The 17,406-nt window shown below is 66.4% G+C and carries 16 protein-coding genes; 14 read left to right on the top strand and 2 right to left on the bottom strand.

What is annotated here, in order from left to right; translation table 11 throughout:
- Positions 1–23: 23 nt before the first annotated feature.
- Positions 24–794 (bottom strand): PP2C family protein-serine/threonine phosphatase, encoded by a 771-nt coding sequence (locus V9L20_RS06840; RefSeq protein ID WP_157613540.1) that lies wholly within the window; start codon positions 792–794, stop codon positions 24–26.
- A 106-nt stretch (positions 795–900) separates the two neighbouring features.
- Between V9L20_RS06840 and V9L20_RS06835 the strand changes: the two genes are divergently transcribed.
- Positions 901–1,104 (top strand): DUF465 domain-containing protein, encoded by a 204-nt coding sequence (locus V9L20_RS06835; protein WP_126747274.1) that lies wholly within the window; start codon positions 901–903, stop codon positions 1,102–1,104.
- Positions 1,101–3,167 (top strand): ATP-dependent DNA helicase, encoded by a 2,067-nt coding sequence (locus V9L20_RS06830; RefSeq protein WP_337295986.1) that lies wholly within the window; start codon positions 1,101–1,103, stop codon positions 3,165–3,167. The genes V9L20_RS06835 and V9L20_RS06830 overlap by 4 nt, the downstream gene beginning before the upstream one ends.
- Before the next feature lie 79 nt (positions 3,168–3,246).
- On the opposite strand, the gene V9L20_RS06825 is transcribed toward V9L20_RS06830, so the two are convergent.
- On the bottom strand, positions 3,247–4,056 hold the full coding sequence (locus V9L20_RS06825) for an outer membrane protein assembly factor BamD (protein WP_126747276.1): 810 nt from the start codon (positions 4,054–4,056) through the stop codon (positions 3,247–3,249).
- Positions 4,057–4,112: 56 nt separating this feature from the next.
- On the opposite strand from V9L20_RS06825, the gene V9L20_RS06820 reads away from it, so the two are divergent.
- From V9L20_RS06820 to der, 12 genes are all read left to right on the top strand, one after another.
- On the top strand, positions 4,113–5,096 hold the full coding sequence (locus tag V9L20_RS06820) for an RluA family pseudouridine synthase (protein ID WP_337296128.1): 984 nt from the start codon (positions 4,113–4,115) through the stop codon (positions 5,094–5,096).
- Between the two features lie 129 nt (positions 5,097–5,225).
- Entirely contained in the window at positions 5,226–6,155 is a 930-nt protein-coding gene (gene scpB / locus V9L20_RS06815; protein WP_337295985.1) for an SMC-Scp complex subunit ScpB, read from the top strand.
- Entirely contained in the window at positions 6,152–7,966 is a 1,815-nt protein-coding gene (locus tag V9L20_RS06810; protein WP_337295984.1) for a pseudouridine synthase, read from the top strand. Before scpB ends, V9L20_RS06810 begins: the two co-directional genes overlap by 4 nt.
- Positions 7,967–8,117: 151 nt before the next feature.
- Entirely contained in the window at positions 8,118–8,543 is a 426-nt protein-coding gene (gene ndk / locus V9L20_RS06805; RefSeq protein WP_258505846.1) for a nucleoside-diphosphate kinase, read from the top strand.
- Between the two features lie 21 nt (positions 8,544–8,564).
- On the top strand, positions 8,565–9,716 hold the full coding sequence (gene rlmN / locus V9L20_RS06800; RefSeq protein WP_337295983.1) for a 23S rRNA (adenine(2503)-C(2))-methyltransferase RlmN: 1,152 nt from the start codon (positions 8,565–8,567) through the stop codon (positions 9,714–9,716).
- Positions 9,717–9,720: 4 nt separating this feature from the next.
- Complete coding sequence (pilW, locus tag V9L20_RS06795; protein ID WP_258505848.1) at positions 9,721–10,575, top strand: type IV pilus biogenesis/stability protein PilW; 855 nt, start codon at positions 9,721–9,723, stop codon at positions 10,573–10,575.
- Positions 10,568–11,548 (top strand): helix-turn-helix domain-containing protein, encoded by a 981-nt coding sequence (locus V9L20_RS06790; protein ID WP_337295982.1) that lies wholly within the window; start codon positions 10,568–10,570, stop codon positions 11,546–11,548. The genes pilW and V9L20_RS06790 overlap by 8 nt, the downstream gene beginning before the upstream one ends.
- The gene (ispG, locus tag V9L20_RS06785) at positions 11,545–12,822 is read left to right on the top strand and encodes a flavodoxin-dependent (E)-4-hydroxy-3-methylbut-2-enyl-diphosphate synthase (RefSeq protein WP_337295981.1); all 1,278 of its coding nucleotides are present in this window, start codon (positions 11,545–11,547) and stop codon (positions 12,820–12,822) included. The genes V9L20_RS06790 and ispG overlap by 4 nt, the downstream gene beginning before the upstream one ends.
- Positions 12,823–12,837: 15 nt before the next feature.
- On the top strand, positions 12,838–14,148 hold the full coding sequence (gene hisS, locus V9L20_RS06780; RefSeq protein WP_337295980.1) for a histidine--tRNA ligase: 1,311 nt from the start codon (positions 12,838–12,840) through the stop codon (positions 14,146–14,148).
- Between the two features lie 5 nt (positions 14,149–14,153).
- Positions 14,154–14,846 (top strand): YfgM family protein, encoded by a 693-nt coding sequence (locus V9L20_RS06775; protein WP_337295979.1) that lies wholly within the window; start codon positions 14,154–14,156, stop codon positions 14,844–14,846.
- 12 nt (positions 14,847–14,858) lie between these two features.
- Positions 14,859–16,001, top strand: coding sequence for an outer membrane protein assembly factor BamB (gene bamB / locus V9L20_RS06770; protein WP_337295978.1), 1,143 nt, complete (start codon positions 14,859–14,861; stop codon positions 15,999–16,001).
- Between the two features lie 48 nt (positions 16,002–16,049).
- Positions 16,050–17,393 (top strand): ribosome biogenesis GTPase Der, encoded by a 1,344-nt coding sequence (gene der / locus V9L20_RS06765; protein ID WP_337295977.1) that lies wholly within the window; start codon positions 16,050–16,052, stop codon positions 17,391–17,393.
- Positions 17,394–17,406: the final 13 nt, after the last annotated feature.

Genomic DNA, 17,406 nt, shown 5'->3' with positions numbered 1-17,406 from the left:
GAGCACCGCTCGGCCGTCGGAGGTCAGGCTTCGGCTGGCAGCGCTTCGAGTTTCAACACCGCAATGGAGATGTTGTCGCCCGTACCCCGGGCGCGGCGGCGCGCCTCGCCCACGAGAATTTCAACCGCGTCGCGCGGCGGCTCCGCATACAGCACGCTGGCCAGTTCCTCGGGGCTGAAGTAATGCCAGAGCCCGTCGCTGCACGCCATGAGCAGGTCGCCAGGCTGCATTGCCGGAATGTAGTGCGGCTCTATCGGTGGCGGAGTCGTTGTCATGCCCAGGCAGCCCAGGAGAATGTTGCCCTTGGGATGGACGTTGGCCTCGGCCTCGCTGATTTCGCCGCGGTCGATGAGCACCTGCACATACGAGTGGTCGCGCGTGCGCGTGACGAGCTCGCCGTCCTGGAAGTGATAGATGCGGGAGTCGCCCGCATGAATCCACGCGCAGTCGCCCTTGGGGTTCATGAGAAAGGCCGCCAGCGTGCTGTGCGGCTCCTGCTCGCTCGACAGGGCGGTGAGCTTGATGACCGTGTGCGCGTCTTCCAGCAGTTGCCGCAGCACGGCCGTGGAACTGTCGCGGTCGGGGTGGTAGCGGGTGAAGAGCTGGCGCGCCGTCATCAGCACCTGGTCGGACGCCTTGCGCCCGCCGCTGCGCCCGCCCATGCCGTCGGCAATGACGCCCAGCATGCAGCCCGGCACGCGCGGGTGGCTCATCATCAGCACCTGGTCCTGCTGGTAGGGGCGGTCTCCCTTGTGGAGGCCTGTGGCGGCGGCAAGTCGAAAGCCTAGGGTCATGAGCGCAATGCGCCAATGGCGCGCTTTCTGTCTTCTCGTGGATTCGTGTCAGGACGTATTATCGAGTGAACACGAGTGCGCGCGGAATACGCTCGCATCGCCCACGTTGGACTCCAATCTCCACTCCCTTTCCCGCCAATTGATCGAGTTGCGCATCGAGCATGCCGACCTTGATGCCACCATCGACCGCCTGGCCGAGGCCTTGCCGCAAGACGAACTCCTGCTGCGGCGCCTGAAGAAGCGCCGCCTCGGGTTGCGCGACCAGATCGTGCGGCTCGAAAACCTGCTCGATCCGAGAGAACCCGCGTGACCGACACACTCGAGGACAAGGTGCGCGACGCCTTCGCGCACGGCGGTGCGCTTTCCCGTGCCGCCGATCAGTTTCGCGAACGTTCGGGACAAACCGAAATGGCGCTGGCCGTGGCGCGCACCATCGAAGACGGCGGCGTGCTGGTGGTGGAGGCCGGCACCGGCGTCGGCAAGACGTTTTCGTATCTGGTGCCGGCGTTGCTGAGCGGCGAACGCGTGCTGCTGTCGACCGCGACCAAGACCCTGCAAGACCAGCTGTTCGGCCGCGACTTGCCGCGCCTGGTCGAAGCGCTCGAACTGCCGGTGCGAACGGCGCTGCTCAAGGGCCGCGCGAGCTACCTGTGCCTGCACCGGCTCGACCTTGCGCGCCACGACGCGTCGCTGCCCGAACGCGGCAGCCTGCGCACGCTCGCCAAGATCGAGCAGTGGTCCAAGGCCACGCGAACCGGCGACCTGGCCGAGTTGCCCGGTCTGGACGAGCGCTCGCCGCTCATTCCGCTGATTACTTCCACGCGCGAGAACTGCCTGGGCGCGCAGTGTCCGCAGTTCAAGCCCTGCCACGTGAACCTGGCACGGCGCGAGGCGCTGGCCGCCGATGTGGTGGTCATCAACCACCACTTGTTCTTTGCGGATCTCGCGGTGCGCGAGACCGGCATGGCGGAACTGTTGCCCACCGTGAGCGTGGTGGTGTTCGACGAGGCCCATCAGCTCAACGAAACCGGTGTGCAGTTTCTCGGGGCGCAGCTCGGCAGCGGCCAGGCGCTCGATTTCGCCCGCGATCTGCTCGGCGCGGGCTTGCAGCATGCGCGCGGGCTGGTCGATTGGCAGCAACTGGCAGCGGCCGTGGAGCGTGCGGCGCGCGAACTGCGCCTTGCGGTCGGCAAGCAGTGGCCCGGGACCAAGCTGCGCTGGGTGGGGCCCGCGCCGGAGGGCATCGATCCCGGCATCTGGCAAGGCGCGCTCGACGACTTCCAGCATGCATTCGAAATGGCGGCCGAAGGGCTCGATACCGTCAGCGAGATATCGCCCGACTTCGTGCGCCTGTACGAGCGGGCGCAGCAGCTCGCCAAGCGCGCGGCGCGTTTCGCGCTGCCTTGCGAGGTCGAGTCGGTGCGCTGGGTCGACGTAGGTACGCAATTGCGCCTGGTCGAATCGCCGCTCGACATTGCCGAGGCAATGCGCACGCGCGTGCTCAAGATCAGCCACGGCGAGCCTGAACTCGATGCCTATGGCGAAGAACAGGAAGACAGCCGCCCGGCGCCGGAAGACAGCGGGCGCGCCTGGATCTTCACTTCGGCCACGCTGGGTGACGAGCCCACGCTGCGCTGGTTCACCGAGCCGTGCGGGCTGGGCGATGCCGAGGTGCTGCGGGTGCAGAGCCCATTCGACTATGCCGCCCAAGCGGGGCTCTATGTGCCGCGGGCCTTTCCGAAGCCCAACGATGCTTCTCACAGCGCACGGGTTGCGCAACTGGCTGCGCGGGGCGCCAGCGAACTCGGCGGGCGCACGCTGGTGCTGACGACCACGCTGCGTGCCTTGCGCACCATCGGCGACGAGATGAAGCAGCAGTTGGAGCGACTCGAAGCCGACGTACGGCCCGAGGTGCTGGTGCAGGGCGAACTGCCCAAGCGCGTGCTCATGGACCGCTTCCGCGAAGGCGCGCAAGGCGGCCGTGCGGGTTGCGTGCTGGTGGCCTCGGCATCGTTCTGGGAGGGCTTCGACGCACCGGGCGACGCCCTGCAGCTGGTGGTGATCGACAAGCTGCCGTTTCCTCCGCCGAACGATCCGCTGGTCGAAGCGAGGTCGCAGCGGCTCGAAGCGCAGGGCCGCAGTTCGTTCAGCGACTATTCGCTGCCCGAGGCGGCCGTGGCGCTCAAGCAGGGCGCGGGGCGGTTGATTCGGCGCGAAACCGATTGCGGGGTGCTTGCGATCTGCGACACCCGCCTGGTGGCGATGGGCTATGGCCGGCGATTGTTGTCCGCGTTGCCGCCGATGCGCAGGCTGGAGAGCGAAGCGGATTTCGAGGCCGCCATCAGCGACCTGAAGAATTCGCTCTCGGCCTGAAGGCGAGAGGCCGGAGGGACAGGGGCCTGCCCTCGTACAGACGAAGAAAAAGCCCCGAAGGGCTTTGTTCTTTATCGACTTACCAGACCTTCCACCACGGATCGTCCTTGCCCTTGAAACCGCGGGCCAGGTACTCGCTTTGCGGGTAGTTGGTGGTCAGCACGCGCTGGGCATCGTCGCGCAGGTCCTTCATGCCGAGCGCGTCGTAGGAGCGAACGATGATGTACAGCGCTTCCTCGAGTGCGGGCACTTCGCGGTAGTCGGACAGCGCAAGCTGCGCCCGGTTGATGGCCGCGAGGTAAGCGCCGCGCGAGTAGTAGTAGCGTGCCACGTGCACTTCGTACTGCGCGAGCGAGTTCACGATGTAGTTCATGCGCTGGCGCGCGTCGGGGGCGTAGCGCGATGCGGGGAAGCGCGTCACGAGCTCCTTGAACGACTCGAACGATTCCTTGGCCGCCTTCTGGTCGCGTTCGGACAGGTCTTGCCGTGTCAGGAACGAGAACATGCCCAAGTCGTCATTGAAGTTGATCACGCCCTTCAGGTACAGCGCGTAGTCGAGCGCCGGGCTCGCCGGGTGCAGCTTCATGAAGCGGTCGAGCGTGGAAACGGCGTTGGCCTTTTCACCCGCCTTGTATTGCGCATAGGCCTTCTCGAGCTGGGCTTGCTGTGCGAGCGGCGTACCGGCGGCGCGGCCTTCGAGCTTCTCGTACAGGGGCACGGCCTTGTCGTAGGCACCGGAGCCAGCTTCGTCCTTGGCTTCGGCATAAATGCGGTTGGGGCTCCAGCTCGCCGTCTTGTCGGCGGTGGGGGTGGAGGAGCAGCCGGCTGCAAGCAGCGCTGCTGCGCTGAGCGCGATCCAGGAGGGGACCGATAATTTGGCGCGAAACATCACATACGGCTTTCGTGAAACAGTTGCCTTCAATTATATCGACCGACCCTCTCGACCTGGTGCCTGAAACAGCCGAGGCCGACGAGAGCGCCGACCCGGTCGAATCCAGCGAGCTGCGGCCCTTTGCCGTGGGGGCCGCCGAGCACGGCCAGCGGCTGGACCGCGCGCTGGCCGTCCTGGTGCCGGAATTTTCTCGCAACTATCTGCAACAGCTGATCGAAGCCGGGGCCGTGGAGCTGGAAGGGCGCACGGTGCTGAAGCCGTCCGCCACGGTGCGCGCCGGGCAGGCCGGCCGCATCGAACTGCGGCCCACGCCGCAAAGCCAGGCGTTCCGGCCCGAGACCATGGACATCGTGACGGTGCACGAGGACGAGCACCTGCGAATCATCGACAAGCCGGCGGGCCTGGTGGTGCACCCGGCGCCGGGCCATTGGAGCGGCACCCTCCTGAACGGGCTGCTGGCGCTCGACCCCAAGGCCTCGCTGCTGCCGCGCGCCGGCATCGTGCACCGGCTCGACCGCGACACCAGCGGGCTGATGGTGGTGGCGCGGACTCGGGCTGCCATGGACGCCATGGTGGCGCTGATTGCCGCACGCGAGGTCAAGCGGCAATACCTGGCCGTCGGGCACAAGCCCTGGGCCGGTGCAGCCGCCCGGCAGGTCGACGCGCCCATTGGCCGCGATCCGCGCAACCGTTTGCGCATGGCGGTGGTCGATCTGGAGCGCCACGCGGGCAAGACAGCCCGTACCCTCATCGAGCGGCTGGACAGCAATGCGCAGGGCTGTGCCGTGCGGTGCACGCTCGAAACCGGCCGAACCCACCAGATTCGAGTGCACATGGCGTCCATCGGGCATCCGCTGGTTGGCGACGCGCTCTATGGAGGCGCGCCCGCCGCCGGGCTGGAGCGGCAGGCGCTGCACGCCTTCAGGCTGGCGTTCATGCACCCGGTCACGCAGGCGCCGCTGGAGTTTCGCTCCCTTCCGCCGGCCGATCTTGTTCATGCGCTGCAGACCTGGGGGCTGGATTACAATCGCGCCTGACGGCCCGAGGGCCGCGCCGGCCACTCGATGCCGGCCTTGCGTTGCACTCGCCGCGTGCCGGCAACGCCTACTCCTTCCATCCCTGTGAGCCAGCGTCCAACAGACGCCTTTTCCCGGATAACGCGAACCATGAATACGGCGGATGCCAAGCGCATTCTAGAAACCGCCTTGATCTGTTCGAGCCAGCCGCTGCCAGTGCGCGACATGCGCGTGCTGTTCGACGACGAGCTGGGCGTGGACACCATCAAGGTGCTGTTGCTTGAACTGCAGGAAGACTGGGCGCAACGCGGCCTGGAGCTGGTGAACGTCGCCAGCGGCTGGCGCTTTCAAAGCCGGCCCGAGATGCGCGACCACCTCGATCGCCTGCACCCCGAGAAACCGCCGCGCTACACGCGGGCCGCCCTCGAAACGCTTGCCATCATTGCCTACCGCCAACCGGTTACGCGCGGCGACATGGAAGACATTCGCGGCGTTACCATCAACTCCCTCATCTTGAAGCAGCTCGAGGACCGAGGCTGGGTCGAGGTGATCGGACACCGCGAAACCGTCGGCCGGCCGGCGCTGTACGCCACCACGCGGCAGTTTCTCGACGATCTCGGCCTCGCCTCGCTGGACCAGTTGCCGCTGATCGAGACGCCAGCCCAGCAGGCGGCATTGGTCGATGCGCTGGACCAGGCCTCGGGCAACCAGCCCGGCCTGCCGATGGAAATTGCGGGCGAATCCGATGCCGACGCGTCCGCTGCGACGGACGCGGCGCTCGAAGCAGAATTGACCCTGCCCGGTGCCGAGAGTCCCGAGGCAACGGAAAATCAGGCGCAAGAAGAGTCGCAGTCCGCCGAGGCGCACGCCGAAGTGCTCGATGCGACCGAAGCCATCGAAGCCATCGAAGCGGTCGATGCCGCTGCCGCGCAATTTGCCGAAGATGCGGCTTCGCCCGAAGAGCCTTCGGAAATCCCCAGCCCCGACGAAGCCGAGCCTTCCGTTGCGCTCGAATCCGAAGAAGTCCCGTCGCCCGACGAGACCGATCCCCACGCTGTTTCTCCCGGAAAAACCTCATGAGCCCCTCCGACTCCGACGACGCGGCAATCGTGCCGGTCCAGCCCGAATCAGAAAAAAAAGAGTCGGTCACGGAAGTGTCCAGCCCTTCTTCGGATGCCGATGCCGATGCATCCGCTCCAGTTGCCGGCGAGAGTGAAGCTCCCAAGAAAAAGCGTGCCCCGCGCCGCAAGAAGACCGTAGAGCCGGCTGCTGAGGGCGAAGCCGCGGCAGCACCCGTGGAAAGCCCTGAGCCGGTGATCGAAGCCGTCGCTGAGGCGGCCCCCGTAGCGGCTCCCGTTTCGGCGCCAACCCCTGCCGCTCCCGTCAAGGCTCCCGCCCCGGTTGAAGCAGCTGAACAGCGCGACGAGCGCCGTGAAGAGGAGGGCGCTCGAGGCCAGTACGACGACGAAGAAGAGGAAGACGAGCCCGACGAGGAAGAAGACGACCTCGACCGCGCACGCCGTGCCGCCGAGCGCGAGCAGCGCAATGCGCTGCCGCCCGAGCCGATCCGTTTCGCGGACGTCATTTCCGGTCAGTTCGACGCCGACGAGGAAAGCCCCGAAGTCCCGCCGCTCAAGCGCGTGCTGTTGCCGGAGGCCGACTCGCCCAAGCTGCACAAAGTGCTGGCCCAGGCCGGCCTGGGCTCGCGGCTCGAAATGGAAGCGCTGATTCTCCAGGGCCGCATCTCGGTCAATAACGAGCCGGCCCACATCGGCCAGCGCATCCAGTACGGCGACCAGGTCAAGATCAACGGCAAGCCCATTCGCTACCGCATCGCGCCGCCTCCGCCGCGCGTCATCGCCTATCACAAGCCTGTGGGCGAGGTCGTCACGCACGACGACCCGCAGAACCGCCCGACGGTGTTCCGCAAGCTGCCGCGGCTGCAACAGGGCAAGTGGCAATCGGTCGGCCGGCTCGACCTGAACACCGAAGGCCTGCTGCTGTTCAGCAGCTCCGGCGATCTGGCCAACCAGCTGATGCATCCCCGCTTTGGCCTGGAGCGCGAATACGCCGTGCGCGTGCTCGGCGCGCTCAGCGCCGAAGAAAAGAAGAAGCTGCTCGAAGGCGTGCGCCTGGACGACGGCATGGCCCAGTTCGGCACCATCGAAGAGGGCGGCGGCGAAGGTTCGAACTGCTGGTACCGGGTCACCATTTCCGAAGGCCGCAACCGCGAAGTGCGGCGCCTGTTCGAATCGGTCGGCCACGCGGTCAGCCGGCTGATCCGCATCCGCTACGGTGCCATGGTGCTTCCGCGCGGGCTGAAGCGCGGCGCCTGGATGGAGCTCGACGAGCGCGACATCAGCGCTTTGTTCCAGGCATCCGGCGGCGGCGCGCCGCGCCCGCAGCAGCAACGCGGGCCGGGGGGGCAAGACGGTCCCGGTGCCGGAGGCGGCCGCAACGGGCGCAACAAGAAGCGCCGCGGCAACAACCGCAACGCCGGCGTCGCACAGCAGCAGCCCCGCGACATGCGCGACGACGGCCGCGAAGCGCCCATTCCGAACCCGCTCGGCGACGGCCGGCCGCCGCGCGGTGAGCGCGGGGGGCGTGGCAACCGGGGCGGTGGCGGCGGCGGTAACGCAGGCATGCCGCCGCAAGGGCGCCGCGGCAACAACAACAATCGTGGCAACCGCCAGGGTGAGGAGCGTCCGCCAAGCGGCGCGAACCAGCCCGATCCGATGAAGACCTCGCTCGGCTACATCGGCGCCGACAGTTTCTCGCGCCAGCGCAAGGAGCAGCGCCAGGGCCCCGGCCGCCGCGGCGGCGGAGGTCCGGCAGGCGGCGGCTTCGGCGGGCAGGGCGGCCCGGGTGGCAATCGCCGCCGCGGACGCTGAAACCCAGCCGCCAAGCGCAGCCTTTCGCGGGGTTTTCACCAAGGCCCCGGGCTGCGCCGGTTAAAATCAGAGGCTTTGTCGCCGTAGAGTGCAACATATTCGTTGCAGCCGTGACAAAACACTTCAAAATCAAAGCTCAGGAAGCACTTCAATGGCTATCGAACGTACCCTCTCCATCATCAAGCCCGACGCCGTTGCAAAGAACGTCATCGGCAAGATCGTTTCCCGCTTCGAAGCTGCCGGCCTCAAGATCGTCGCCGCCAAGCTGGTGCACCTCTCGCGCAATGAAGCCGAGCAGTTCTACTCGGTCCACAAGGAGCGTCCTTTCTTCAAGGACCTCGTCGAGTTCATGATCTCCGGCCCCGTGTTCGTGCAAGTGCTCGAAGGCGAGAACGCAATTGCCAAGAACCGCGACCTGATGGGCGCTACCGACCCCAAGAAGGCAGCCGCCGGCACCATTCGCGCCGACTTCGCCGACAGCATCGACGCCAACGCCGTGCACGGTTCGGACGCTCCCGAAACCGCAGCGAACGAAGTGGCCTTCTTCTTCGCCGGCCTCAACGTCTACGCACGCTGAAGCCGTATCCCGGCTGATTTCATGACCACGGCCAACCTGCTCGAATTCGATCTCGAGGGGCTGGCTGCGTTCTGCGAAAAGCTCGGCGAGAAGCGATTCCGCGCCACGCAGCTGTTCCGCTGGATCCACCAGCGTGGCGCCAGCGACTTTGCCCAGATGACCGATCTGGCCAAGTCGCTGCGCGAGAAGCTCGCCACCACCGCTCGCGTCGAGGCCCTCACGGTTCTCACGCAGCACGAATCCAAGGACGGCACGATCAAGTGGCTGTTCGACGTCGGCGACGGCAATGCCGTCGAAGCCGTATTCATTCCCGAAGACGACCGCGGCACGCTGTGCGTGTCGTCTCAAGCCGGCTGCGCGGTGGGTTGCCGCTTTTGCTCCACGGGGCACCAGGGCTTCAGCCGCAACCTGAGCACGGGCGAAATCGTCGCCCAGCTGTGGTTTGCCGAGCACTTCCTGCGCAAGCACCTGAAGCGCGACGAGCGCGTCATTTCCAACGTGGTGATGATGGGCATGGGCGAGCCGCTGCAGAACTACTCGGCGCTGGTGCCGGCGCTGCGCACCATGCTCGACGACAACGCCTATGGGCTGTCGCGCCGCCGCGTGACCGTGTCGACTTCCGGCGTGGTGCCGATGATCGACCGCCTGGGCGCCGATTGCCCGGTGGCCATGGCCGTGTCGCTGCACGCGCCCAACGATGCGTTGCGCGACGATCTGGTGCCGCTCAATCGCAAGTACCCCATTGCAGAACTGATCGAGGCCTGCAAGCGCTACCTGGCGCATGCGCCGCGCGACTTCATCACCTTCGAGTACTGCATGCTCGACGGCGTGAACGACCAGCCCGAGCATGCGCGGCAACTGGTGGAACTCGTTCGCACGCATGGCATTTCTTGCAAGTTCAACCTGATTCCGTTCAACCCGTTTCCGGCCTCGGGCCTGCTGCGTTCGCCGCAGCCGCGGGTGCTGGCATTTGCCAAGACGCTGAGCGAGGCGGGCCTTGTGACCACCGTGCGCAAGACGCGCGGCGACGATATCGACGCGGCCTGCGGACAGCTGGCCGGCGACGTGAAGGACCGCACGCGCGCCGCCGAACGCATGGCCCAGCGCCGTGCCGTGTCGGAGCGGCCTGTTGTTTTGCATCCGGTTCGAAAGACCACCCCCCAGGAGCACTGATTCAATGAGCATGGCCTTTCCGATGACCACCGCGAGCGCGCAGCGGCTGCTGGCTGCAAGCTTTGCCGGTGTGGCCGTGGCGTTTCTGCTCGGGGGCTGCGTCAACACGCGGACCACCACCACCAGCCTGGCCGACACCAGCTCGGGCAAGGGCGCGGAGATCGTTACCGAGTCGGATGAGAGCAGCCGCCAGCGCCGCGCGCGGCTGCGGCTGGAGTTGGCCTCGGGCTACTTCGAGCATGGCCAGAACACCGTCGCGCTCGACGAAATCAAGCAGGCGCTGGTCGCCGACCCCAACTACGCGGATGCCTACAGCCTGCGGGGCCTGGTCTACATGCGGCTCGACGATGCCGGTATGGCCGAAGACAGCTTCCGGCGCGCCATCGCCATCAACCCGCGCGATCCCAATGTGCGGCACAACTACGGCTGGCTGCTGTGCCAGCAGAACCGCTATGGCGACGCGGCCCAGCAGTTCAGCGCTGCGCTCGCGGTGCCGAGCTACACCGACCGCGCCAAGACGCTCATGACCCAAGGCGTCTGCGAGCTCAGGGCCGGACAGCGTCCGGAGGCGGAGCGCAGCCTGATGCAGGCCTACGAGATCGATGCCGGCAATCCGGTGGTCGGATTCAACCTGGCCTCACTGCTGGCGCAACGCGAGGAATGGTCGCGTGCGCAGTTCTACATTCGCCGGGTCAACAACAGTCCTTCGGCCAGCGCCGAGACGCTGTGGCTCGGCATCAAGATCGAACGACGGCTCAACAACCGCGAGGCAGTTGCGCAGTTGGGAGGGCAACTGCAACGGCGCTTTCCGCAGTCCCGGGAGGCAATAGCGTACGAGCGCGGGAATTTCAATGACTGAACGGGTTTCGGAGTTCGGCACTTCCGCGGCACTGCCGCTCGAGGAAGGCGACATCACGCACAAGACGGCCGGCGACATGCTTCGCGAGGCGCGCGAGGCCCATGGCCTGCATATCGAAATGGTGGCCGCGGCTCTGAAGGTGCCGCCGCAGAAGCTCATGGCGCTGGAGGCGGACGATATCGATTCGCTGCCCGACCCGGTCTTTGCGCGTGCCCTGGCAAGCAGCGTCTGCCGCGCCTTGCGCATCGATGCCGCTCCCGTGCTGGCAAAGCTGCCGGGAGCGCAGCGCGCACCGCTGGCAACGGCCGACCGCACGCTCAAGAGCAACATCGTTTCCGGCACGCCGCGTTGGAACGGCAGCCGCTCCAACGGTCTTCCGTCTCGCGCATTGCTGATCGTCGTCGCTTTGCTGCTGGTGGGGGCAGCGGTGCTGTTCTGGCTGCCGCAGTCGGCTTTCGACCAGGTCGGTGCCGCCGTCTCGCGCTGGACGGCGCGTGGCGAAACCGAAACAGGTTCGGTCACCGAGGCGCCTGCGGTTGCAGCGGCGCCAGGCGGAGCCTCCGTGGTCGAGAACACGCCGGTGTCGCCCGTACCGCCTGCGGCACCTGGCCCCGCGACCGCGGCGGCGCCCGGAACGCCGGTCGCACCTGCCGCACCGGGTGCGCCATCCGCTACGGCCTTGCCCGCGGCCAACGCGGCCGCAACAGTTGCAGCACCTGCTGCCAGTGGTGTGCAACCCCTTGTCTTCGTCGCGCGCGAAGACTGCTGGATCACTGTGACAGAGGCCGGCGGCAAGCAGTTGCTGCGCCGCATCGTGCAAGCGGGCGAAACCGTCGGATTGTCTGGCGCGCTGCCGCTGTCGGTGGTGGTCGGGCGCGCATCGGCGGTCGATGTGCAAGTGCGCGGAAAGCCCTACGATCTGAAGCCGGTCACGCGCGGTGGCGGCGTGGCGCGTTTCGAGGTGACATCTTGAGCGACTGCACTCCTCAACCCATTGAATCGGCAGCGCCGAAGGCGCGCCGCTCGCGCCAGGCCCAGGTGGTCTGGGGCGCGCGCACCGTCACGGTGGGCGGCGACGCTCCCGTGCGGGTGCAGTCCATGACCAACACCGACACGGTCGACGCCATCGGCACGGCCATCCAGGTGAAGGAGCTCGCCACCGCGGGTTCGGAGATGGTGCGCATCACCGTCAACACGCCCGAGGCCGCGGCCCAGGTGCCCTACATCCGCGAGCAGCTCGACCGCATGGGCATCGACGTGCCGCTGATCGGCGACTTTCACTACAACGGGCACCGCCTGTTGACCGACTATCCGGCCTGCGCCGAGGCTCTGAGTAAATATCGCATCAACCCCGGCAACGTGGGCAAGGGCGACAAGCGCGACCGCCAGTTCGGCCAGATGATCGATGCGGCCATGCGGTGGAACAAGCCCGTGCGTATCGGCGTGAACTGGGGCAGCCTCGACCAGGAACTGCTTGCCAGCCTGATGGACATCAACAGCCAGCGCGCCGAACCTTGGGACGCCAAGCAGGTGATGTACGAGGCGCTGATCACCTCGGCCATCGAGTCCGCCAAGCTGGCCGAGTCGATGGGCATGGCCGGCAACCAGGTCATCCTGTCGTGCAAGGTGAGCGGCGTGCAAGACCTGATCTCGGTGTACCGCGAGCTCGCCAAGCGCTGCGAATACCCGCTGCACCTTGGCCTTACCGAAGCCGGCATGGGCACCAAGGGCACTGTGGCCTCGGCCACGGCGCTTTCGATCCTGCTGCAAGAGGGCATCGGCGACACGATTCGCGTGTCGCTCACGCCGCAGCCGGGCGAGTCGCGCACGCAAGAGGTGCTGATCGCCAACGAAATCCTGCAAGCCCTGGGCCTGCGTGTGTTCGTGCCGAGCGTGACGGCCTGCCCGGGCTGCGGCCGCACCACGAGCACCACGTTCCAGGAACTCGCCAAGCAGATCGACGACTACCTGCGCATGCAGATGCCGGTCTGGCGCACGAAATATCCGGGCGTCGAGACGATGAAGGTGGCCGTCATGGGCTGCATCGTCAACGGCCCCGGCGAGAGCAAGCATGCCGACATCGGCATCAGCCTGCCCGGCACCGGCGAGGCACCCGCCGCGCCGGTCTTCATCGACGGCGAAAAGGCCCTCACGCTGCGCGGCGACAATATCGCCAACGAGTTTCACCAACTCGTCGAAACCTACATTGAAAAGCGCTTTGGCGGCGAACGCGCCGCCGTGGCCTGACACCTCCGCAGACTCATGGCTGAAAAATTGAATGCCGTCAAAGGCATGAACGACATATTGCCGCCCGAATCGGCGCGCTGGGAGTGGCTGGAGGCCACCGTGCGCGACCTGATGGGGCGCTTTGCATACCGCAACGTGCGCACGCCGATCCTGGAGCGCACGGCCCTGTTCGTGCGCGGCATTGGCGAGGTCACCGACATCGTCGAGAAGGAGATGTACTCCTTTGAAGATCGCGCCGACAAGCACGGCAAGTTCGAACATTTGACCATGCGCCCCGAGAACACGGCCGGACTGGTGCGCGCCGTAATCGAGCACAACATGCTGTACGAAGGCCCCAAGCGGCTCTGGTACACCGGGCCGATGTTCCGCCGCGAGAACGTGCAGCGCGGGCGGTTCCGGCAGTTCCACCAGATCGGCGCGGAAGCCCTGGGCTTTGCAGGCCCTGACGTCGACGCGGAGCTGATCCTGCTGGCCAACGCGCTGTGGAAGGCCATTGGCTTGACCGACGTGCGGCTCGAACTCAACAGCCTGGGCCAACCCGCCGAGCGCGCGCTGCACCGCGCCCAGCTCATTGCCCATTTCGAGAAGCATGCCGACAAGCTCGACGAAGACGGCAAGCGGCGCCTGCACAGCAATCCGCTGCGCATTCTCGACACCAAGAATCCGGCGATGAAGGACGTGGTCGAATCGGCACCGAAGCTGATCGACTTTCTCGGGGCTGAATCGCTTGCGCACTTCGAGGGACTGCAAGCCATCCTGAAGGCCAACGACGTGGCGTTCACGATCAATCCGCGTCTGGTGCGTGGTCTCGACTACTACAACCTCAGCGTGTTCGAGTTCGTGACCGACCGGCTGGGGTCGCAGGGCACAGTGTGTGCAGGCGGCCGCTACGACGACCTGATTGCGCAGATCGGCGGCAAGCCGGCGCCGGCCGTGGGATGGGCAATGGGCATCGAACGGGTGCTCGATCTGCTGAAGGAGCAGGGCGCCGAGGTTTCCGCGCCCGCGCCCGATGCCTATGCCGTGGTGCCCGACGCCGCGTCGATGCCCGTGGTGTTGCGTACCCTGCAGCAGTTGCGTGAGTCGGGTGTCAGCGTGCAGATGCATGCGGCCACTGCGGACGGGCTCAGCAGCTTCAAAGCGCAGATGAAGAAAGCCGACGCCAGCGGCGCCACTTACGCCCTGATTTTCGGCGCCGATGAACTTGCGCGCGGCGAAGTGACTCTCAAGTCGTTGCGCGACGGAAGCGGTGCGCAGAGCGCCCGCGCTCTTGCCGAAGTGGCCACCTGGGCCGCCACCCTACAATCGCCGGCTCCCAACACCTGATACGCATGGCAACCCATCTCGATCTCGACGAACAGGAACAGCTCGACCAGCTCAAGCATTTCTGGAACACCTACGGCACCCTGATCACCTGGGTGGTATTGCTTGTGGCCGGAGCCTTCGTGGCGTGGAACGGCTGGCAGTATTTCCAGCGCAGCAAGGCGGCGCAGGCCGCGGCGCTCTACGACGAGGTCGAGCGCAGCGCGCAGTCCGGCGACGTGGAACGCATCCAGCGCGTGCTGGCCGACATGAAGGAACGCTTCGCCAAGACGGCCTATGCGCAGCAGGCCGGCCTGCTCGCCGCCAAGGCGCTGTACGAGAAGGGCAATCTGGACGCTTCGCGCGCAGCCCTCGGCTGGGTCGCCGAAAGCGCTGTCGATCCGGGCTACAAGGCGGTTGCCAAGCTCCGGCTGGCGGCCGAGCTGCTCGACAGCAAGTCGTACGACGAAGCGCTGAAGCAACTCTCTGGCGATGTGCCCAAGGAATTCGAGCCTCTCGTGGCCGATCGCAAGGGCGATATCTACATGGCCCAGGGCAAGCGCAACGAAGCGCAAGCCGAATACCGCAAGGCCTGGACCGGTCTTGGCGCGACGTCCGACTACCGGCGTCTCGTCGAATTCAAGCTCAATGCCTCCGGCGTCGATCCGAAAAGCCTGGCACCCGTGATCACGTTCACGCCGGCAGCCCCCCAAAAATCCTGATCGCATCGCATTATGAATTTCAAGCGTTTCATGCCTGAGTCGTCTGTCCTGCGTGCGGGTTCGACTATTGTTTTGGTAGCAATGCTGGCTGCCTGCTCGGGCACCAGCAAGCCCAAGCCCGCCGAACTGCCGCCAAACCCGGGCCTGTTCGGGGTCCGGCAGGCCTGGAGCGTGCGCATCCCGGCCGTGAGCTTCCCGCTCGCGGTCGATGTCAGCGGCGACATCGTGACCGTGGCAGGTACCGACGGTACCGTGGTGGCCATCGATGCCCGTGCCGGGCGCGAAACCTGGCGCGGCAACGTCGGCGCCAAGCTGGCGGCAGGCGTCGGCAGCGACGGGTCGCTGGCCGCCGTCGTCACCGCCGACAATGAACTGGTCGCCATCGAAGGCGGCAAGGTCCTCTGGAAGCAGCGCCTCTCGGCCCAGGCCTTTACCGCACCGCTGGTGGCTGGCCGGCGTGTCTTCGTGCAAACAGCCGACCGCAGCATCAGCGCCTGGGACGGCCAGAGCGGCCGCCGCCTGTGGCTGCAGCAGCGCACCGCCGAAAACCTCGTGCTCAAGAAATCGGGCGTGCTGATTGCGGTGGGCGATACGTTGGTGTCGGGCATCGGCGGCCGCCTGGTCGGCATGAACCCGGGCAACGGCACCTCGCGCTGGGAAGCGCCGATTGCCGCGCCGCGCGGCACCAACGACGTCGAGCGCCTGGTCGACCTGACCGGTAGCGTGAGCCGCGTCGGCGATATCGTCTGCGCCCGGGCCTACTACGCCAACGTTGGCTGCGTCGACACCGTTCGCGGCCAGCTGCTCTGGACCAAGCCGGCTTCCGGCGCCGAAGGCGTGAGCGGTGACGAGAGCTTTGTGTACGGCACCGAATCGGACGGCAGCGTCACGGCCTGGCGCCGCGCCGACGGCGAGCGCGCCTGGCAATCGACCCGCTTCAGGAACCGCGTCCTGACCGGCCCGCTGGCCGTGGGGCGTTCGCTCGTCATCGGCGAAAGCACCGGAACGCTGCACTTCGTCTCGCGCGAAGACGGCGCACTGCTCAATCGCGTCACGCCCGACGGCTCCGCCATTGGCGTAACCCCGGTGATGGCCGGCAATACGGTTGTCGTCGTGACGGCCAACGGCGGTGTGTTTGGCTATCGCCCTGAATAACTTTCTCGAAGGCCCGCTCATGAAAACCGCGCCAATGAAAGGCCGGCCATGAAGCCGGTCGTGGCCCTGGTCGGGCGTCCCAACGTCGGCAAGTCGACCCTTTTCAACCGCCTCACGCAGACGCGCGACGCCATCGTTGCCGACTTTGCGGGGCTCACGCGCGACCGCCACTACGGCAACGGCCGCCTGGGCAAGCACGAGTTCATCGTGATCGACACCGGCGGCTTCGAGCCCGATGCCGGCAGCGGCATCTACAAGGAAATGGCCAAGCAGACGCGGCAGGCCGTGGCCGAGGCCGACGTGGTGATCTTCGTGGTCGACGCGCGCGAAGGCCTTTCGGCGCAAGACCACGACATTGCCAACGAATTGCGCAGGCTCGGCAAGCCGTGCGTGCTGGCGGCCAACAAGGCCGAAGGCATGCACGACGGCACCAAGCTCGTCGACTTCTACGAACTGGGCTTTGGCGACGTGCACGGCGTTTCCGCCGCGCACGGGCAGGGCATGCGCGACCTGGTCGAGCTGGCCCTCGCGCCGCTCAACCTGCCGGATCCCGAAGACGACGCCGACGAAGACGATGTCAACAAGCCGATCAAGCTGGCCGTGGCCGGGCGGCCCAACGTGGGCAAGTCCACGCTGATCAACACCTGGCTTGGCGAAGAGCGCCTGGTGGCATTCGACATGCCGGGCACCACGCGCGACGCCATTTCGGTGCCGTTCGAGCGCAACGGCCAGCGCTTCGAGCTCATCGACACGGCTGGCCTGCGCCGCAAGGGCAAGGTGTTCGAGGCGATCGAGAAGTTCTCGGTGGTCAAGACGCTGCAGGCCATCGAATCGGCCAACGTCGTGCTGCTGCTGCTCGATGCCACGCAGGGCGTGACCGACCAGGACGCGCACATTGCCGGCTACATCCTCGAAAGCGGGCGGGCGGTGGTGATTGCCATCAACAAGTGGGACGCGGTCGACAGCTATCAGCGCGAGCAGATTCAGCGCCAGATCGAAACCCGCCTGCCGTTCCTCAAGTTCGCATCGCTGCATTTCATCTCGGCCATCAAGCGCCAGGGTCTCGGCCCGGTGTGGCAGGCGATTGCGCAGGCCCACAAGTCGGCCACCCGCAAGATGTCCACGCCCGTGCTGACCCGGCTGCTGCTGGAGGCGGTGCAGTTCCAGTCGCCCAAGCGCGCGGGCATGTTCCGCCCCAAGCTGCGTTATGCGCACCAGGGTGGCATGAATCCGCCGGTGATCATCATCCACGGCAATTCGCTGGAGCACGTGACCGAGGCGTACAAGCGCTTTCTCGAAGGGCGCTTCCGCAAGGAATTCGACCTCGTGGGCACGCCCTTGCGCATCCAGTTCAAAAGCTCGCAGAATCCCTTTGCGGACAAGGACGACTGAGCGCGCTTGCCGA

It is taken from the genome of Variovorax sp. CCNWLW225 (assembly GCF_037204045.1).
Taxonomy (GTDB): Bacteria; Pseudomonadota; Gammaproteobacteria; order Burkholderiales; family Burkholderiaceae_C; genus Variovorax.
The sequence above is the reverse complement of the archived record's forward strand: the minus strand, read 5'-3'. Positions and strand labels throughout refer to the sequence as shown.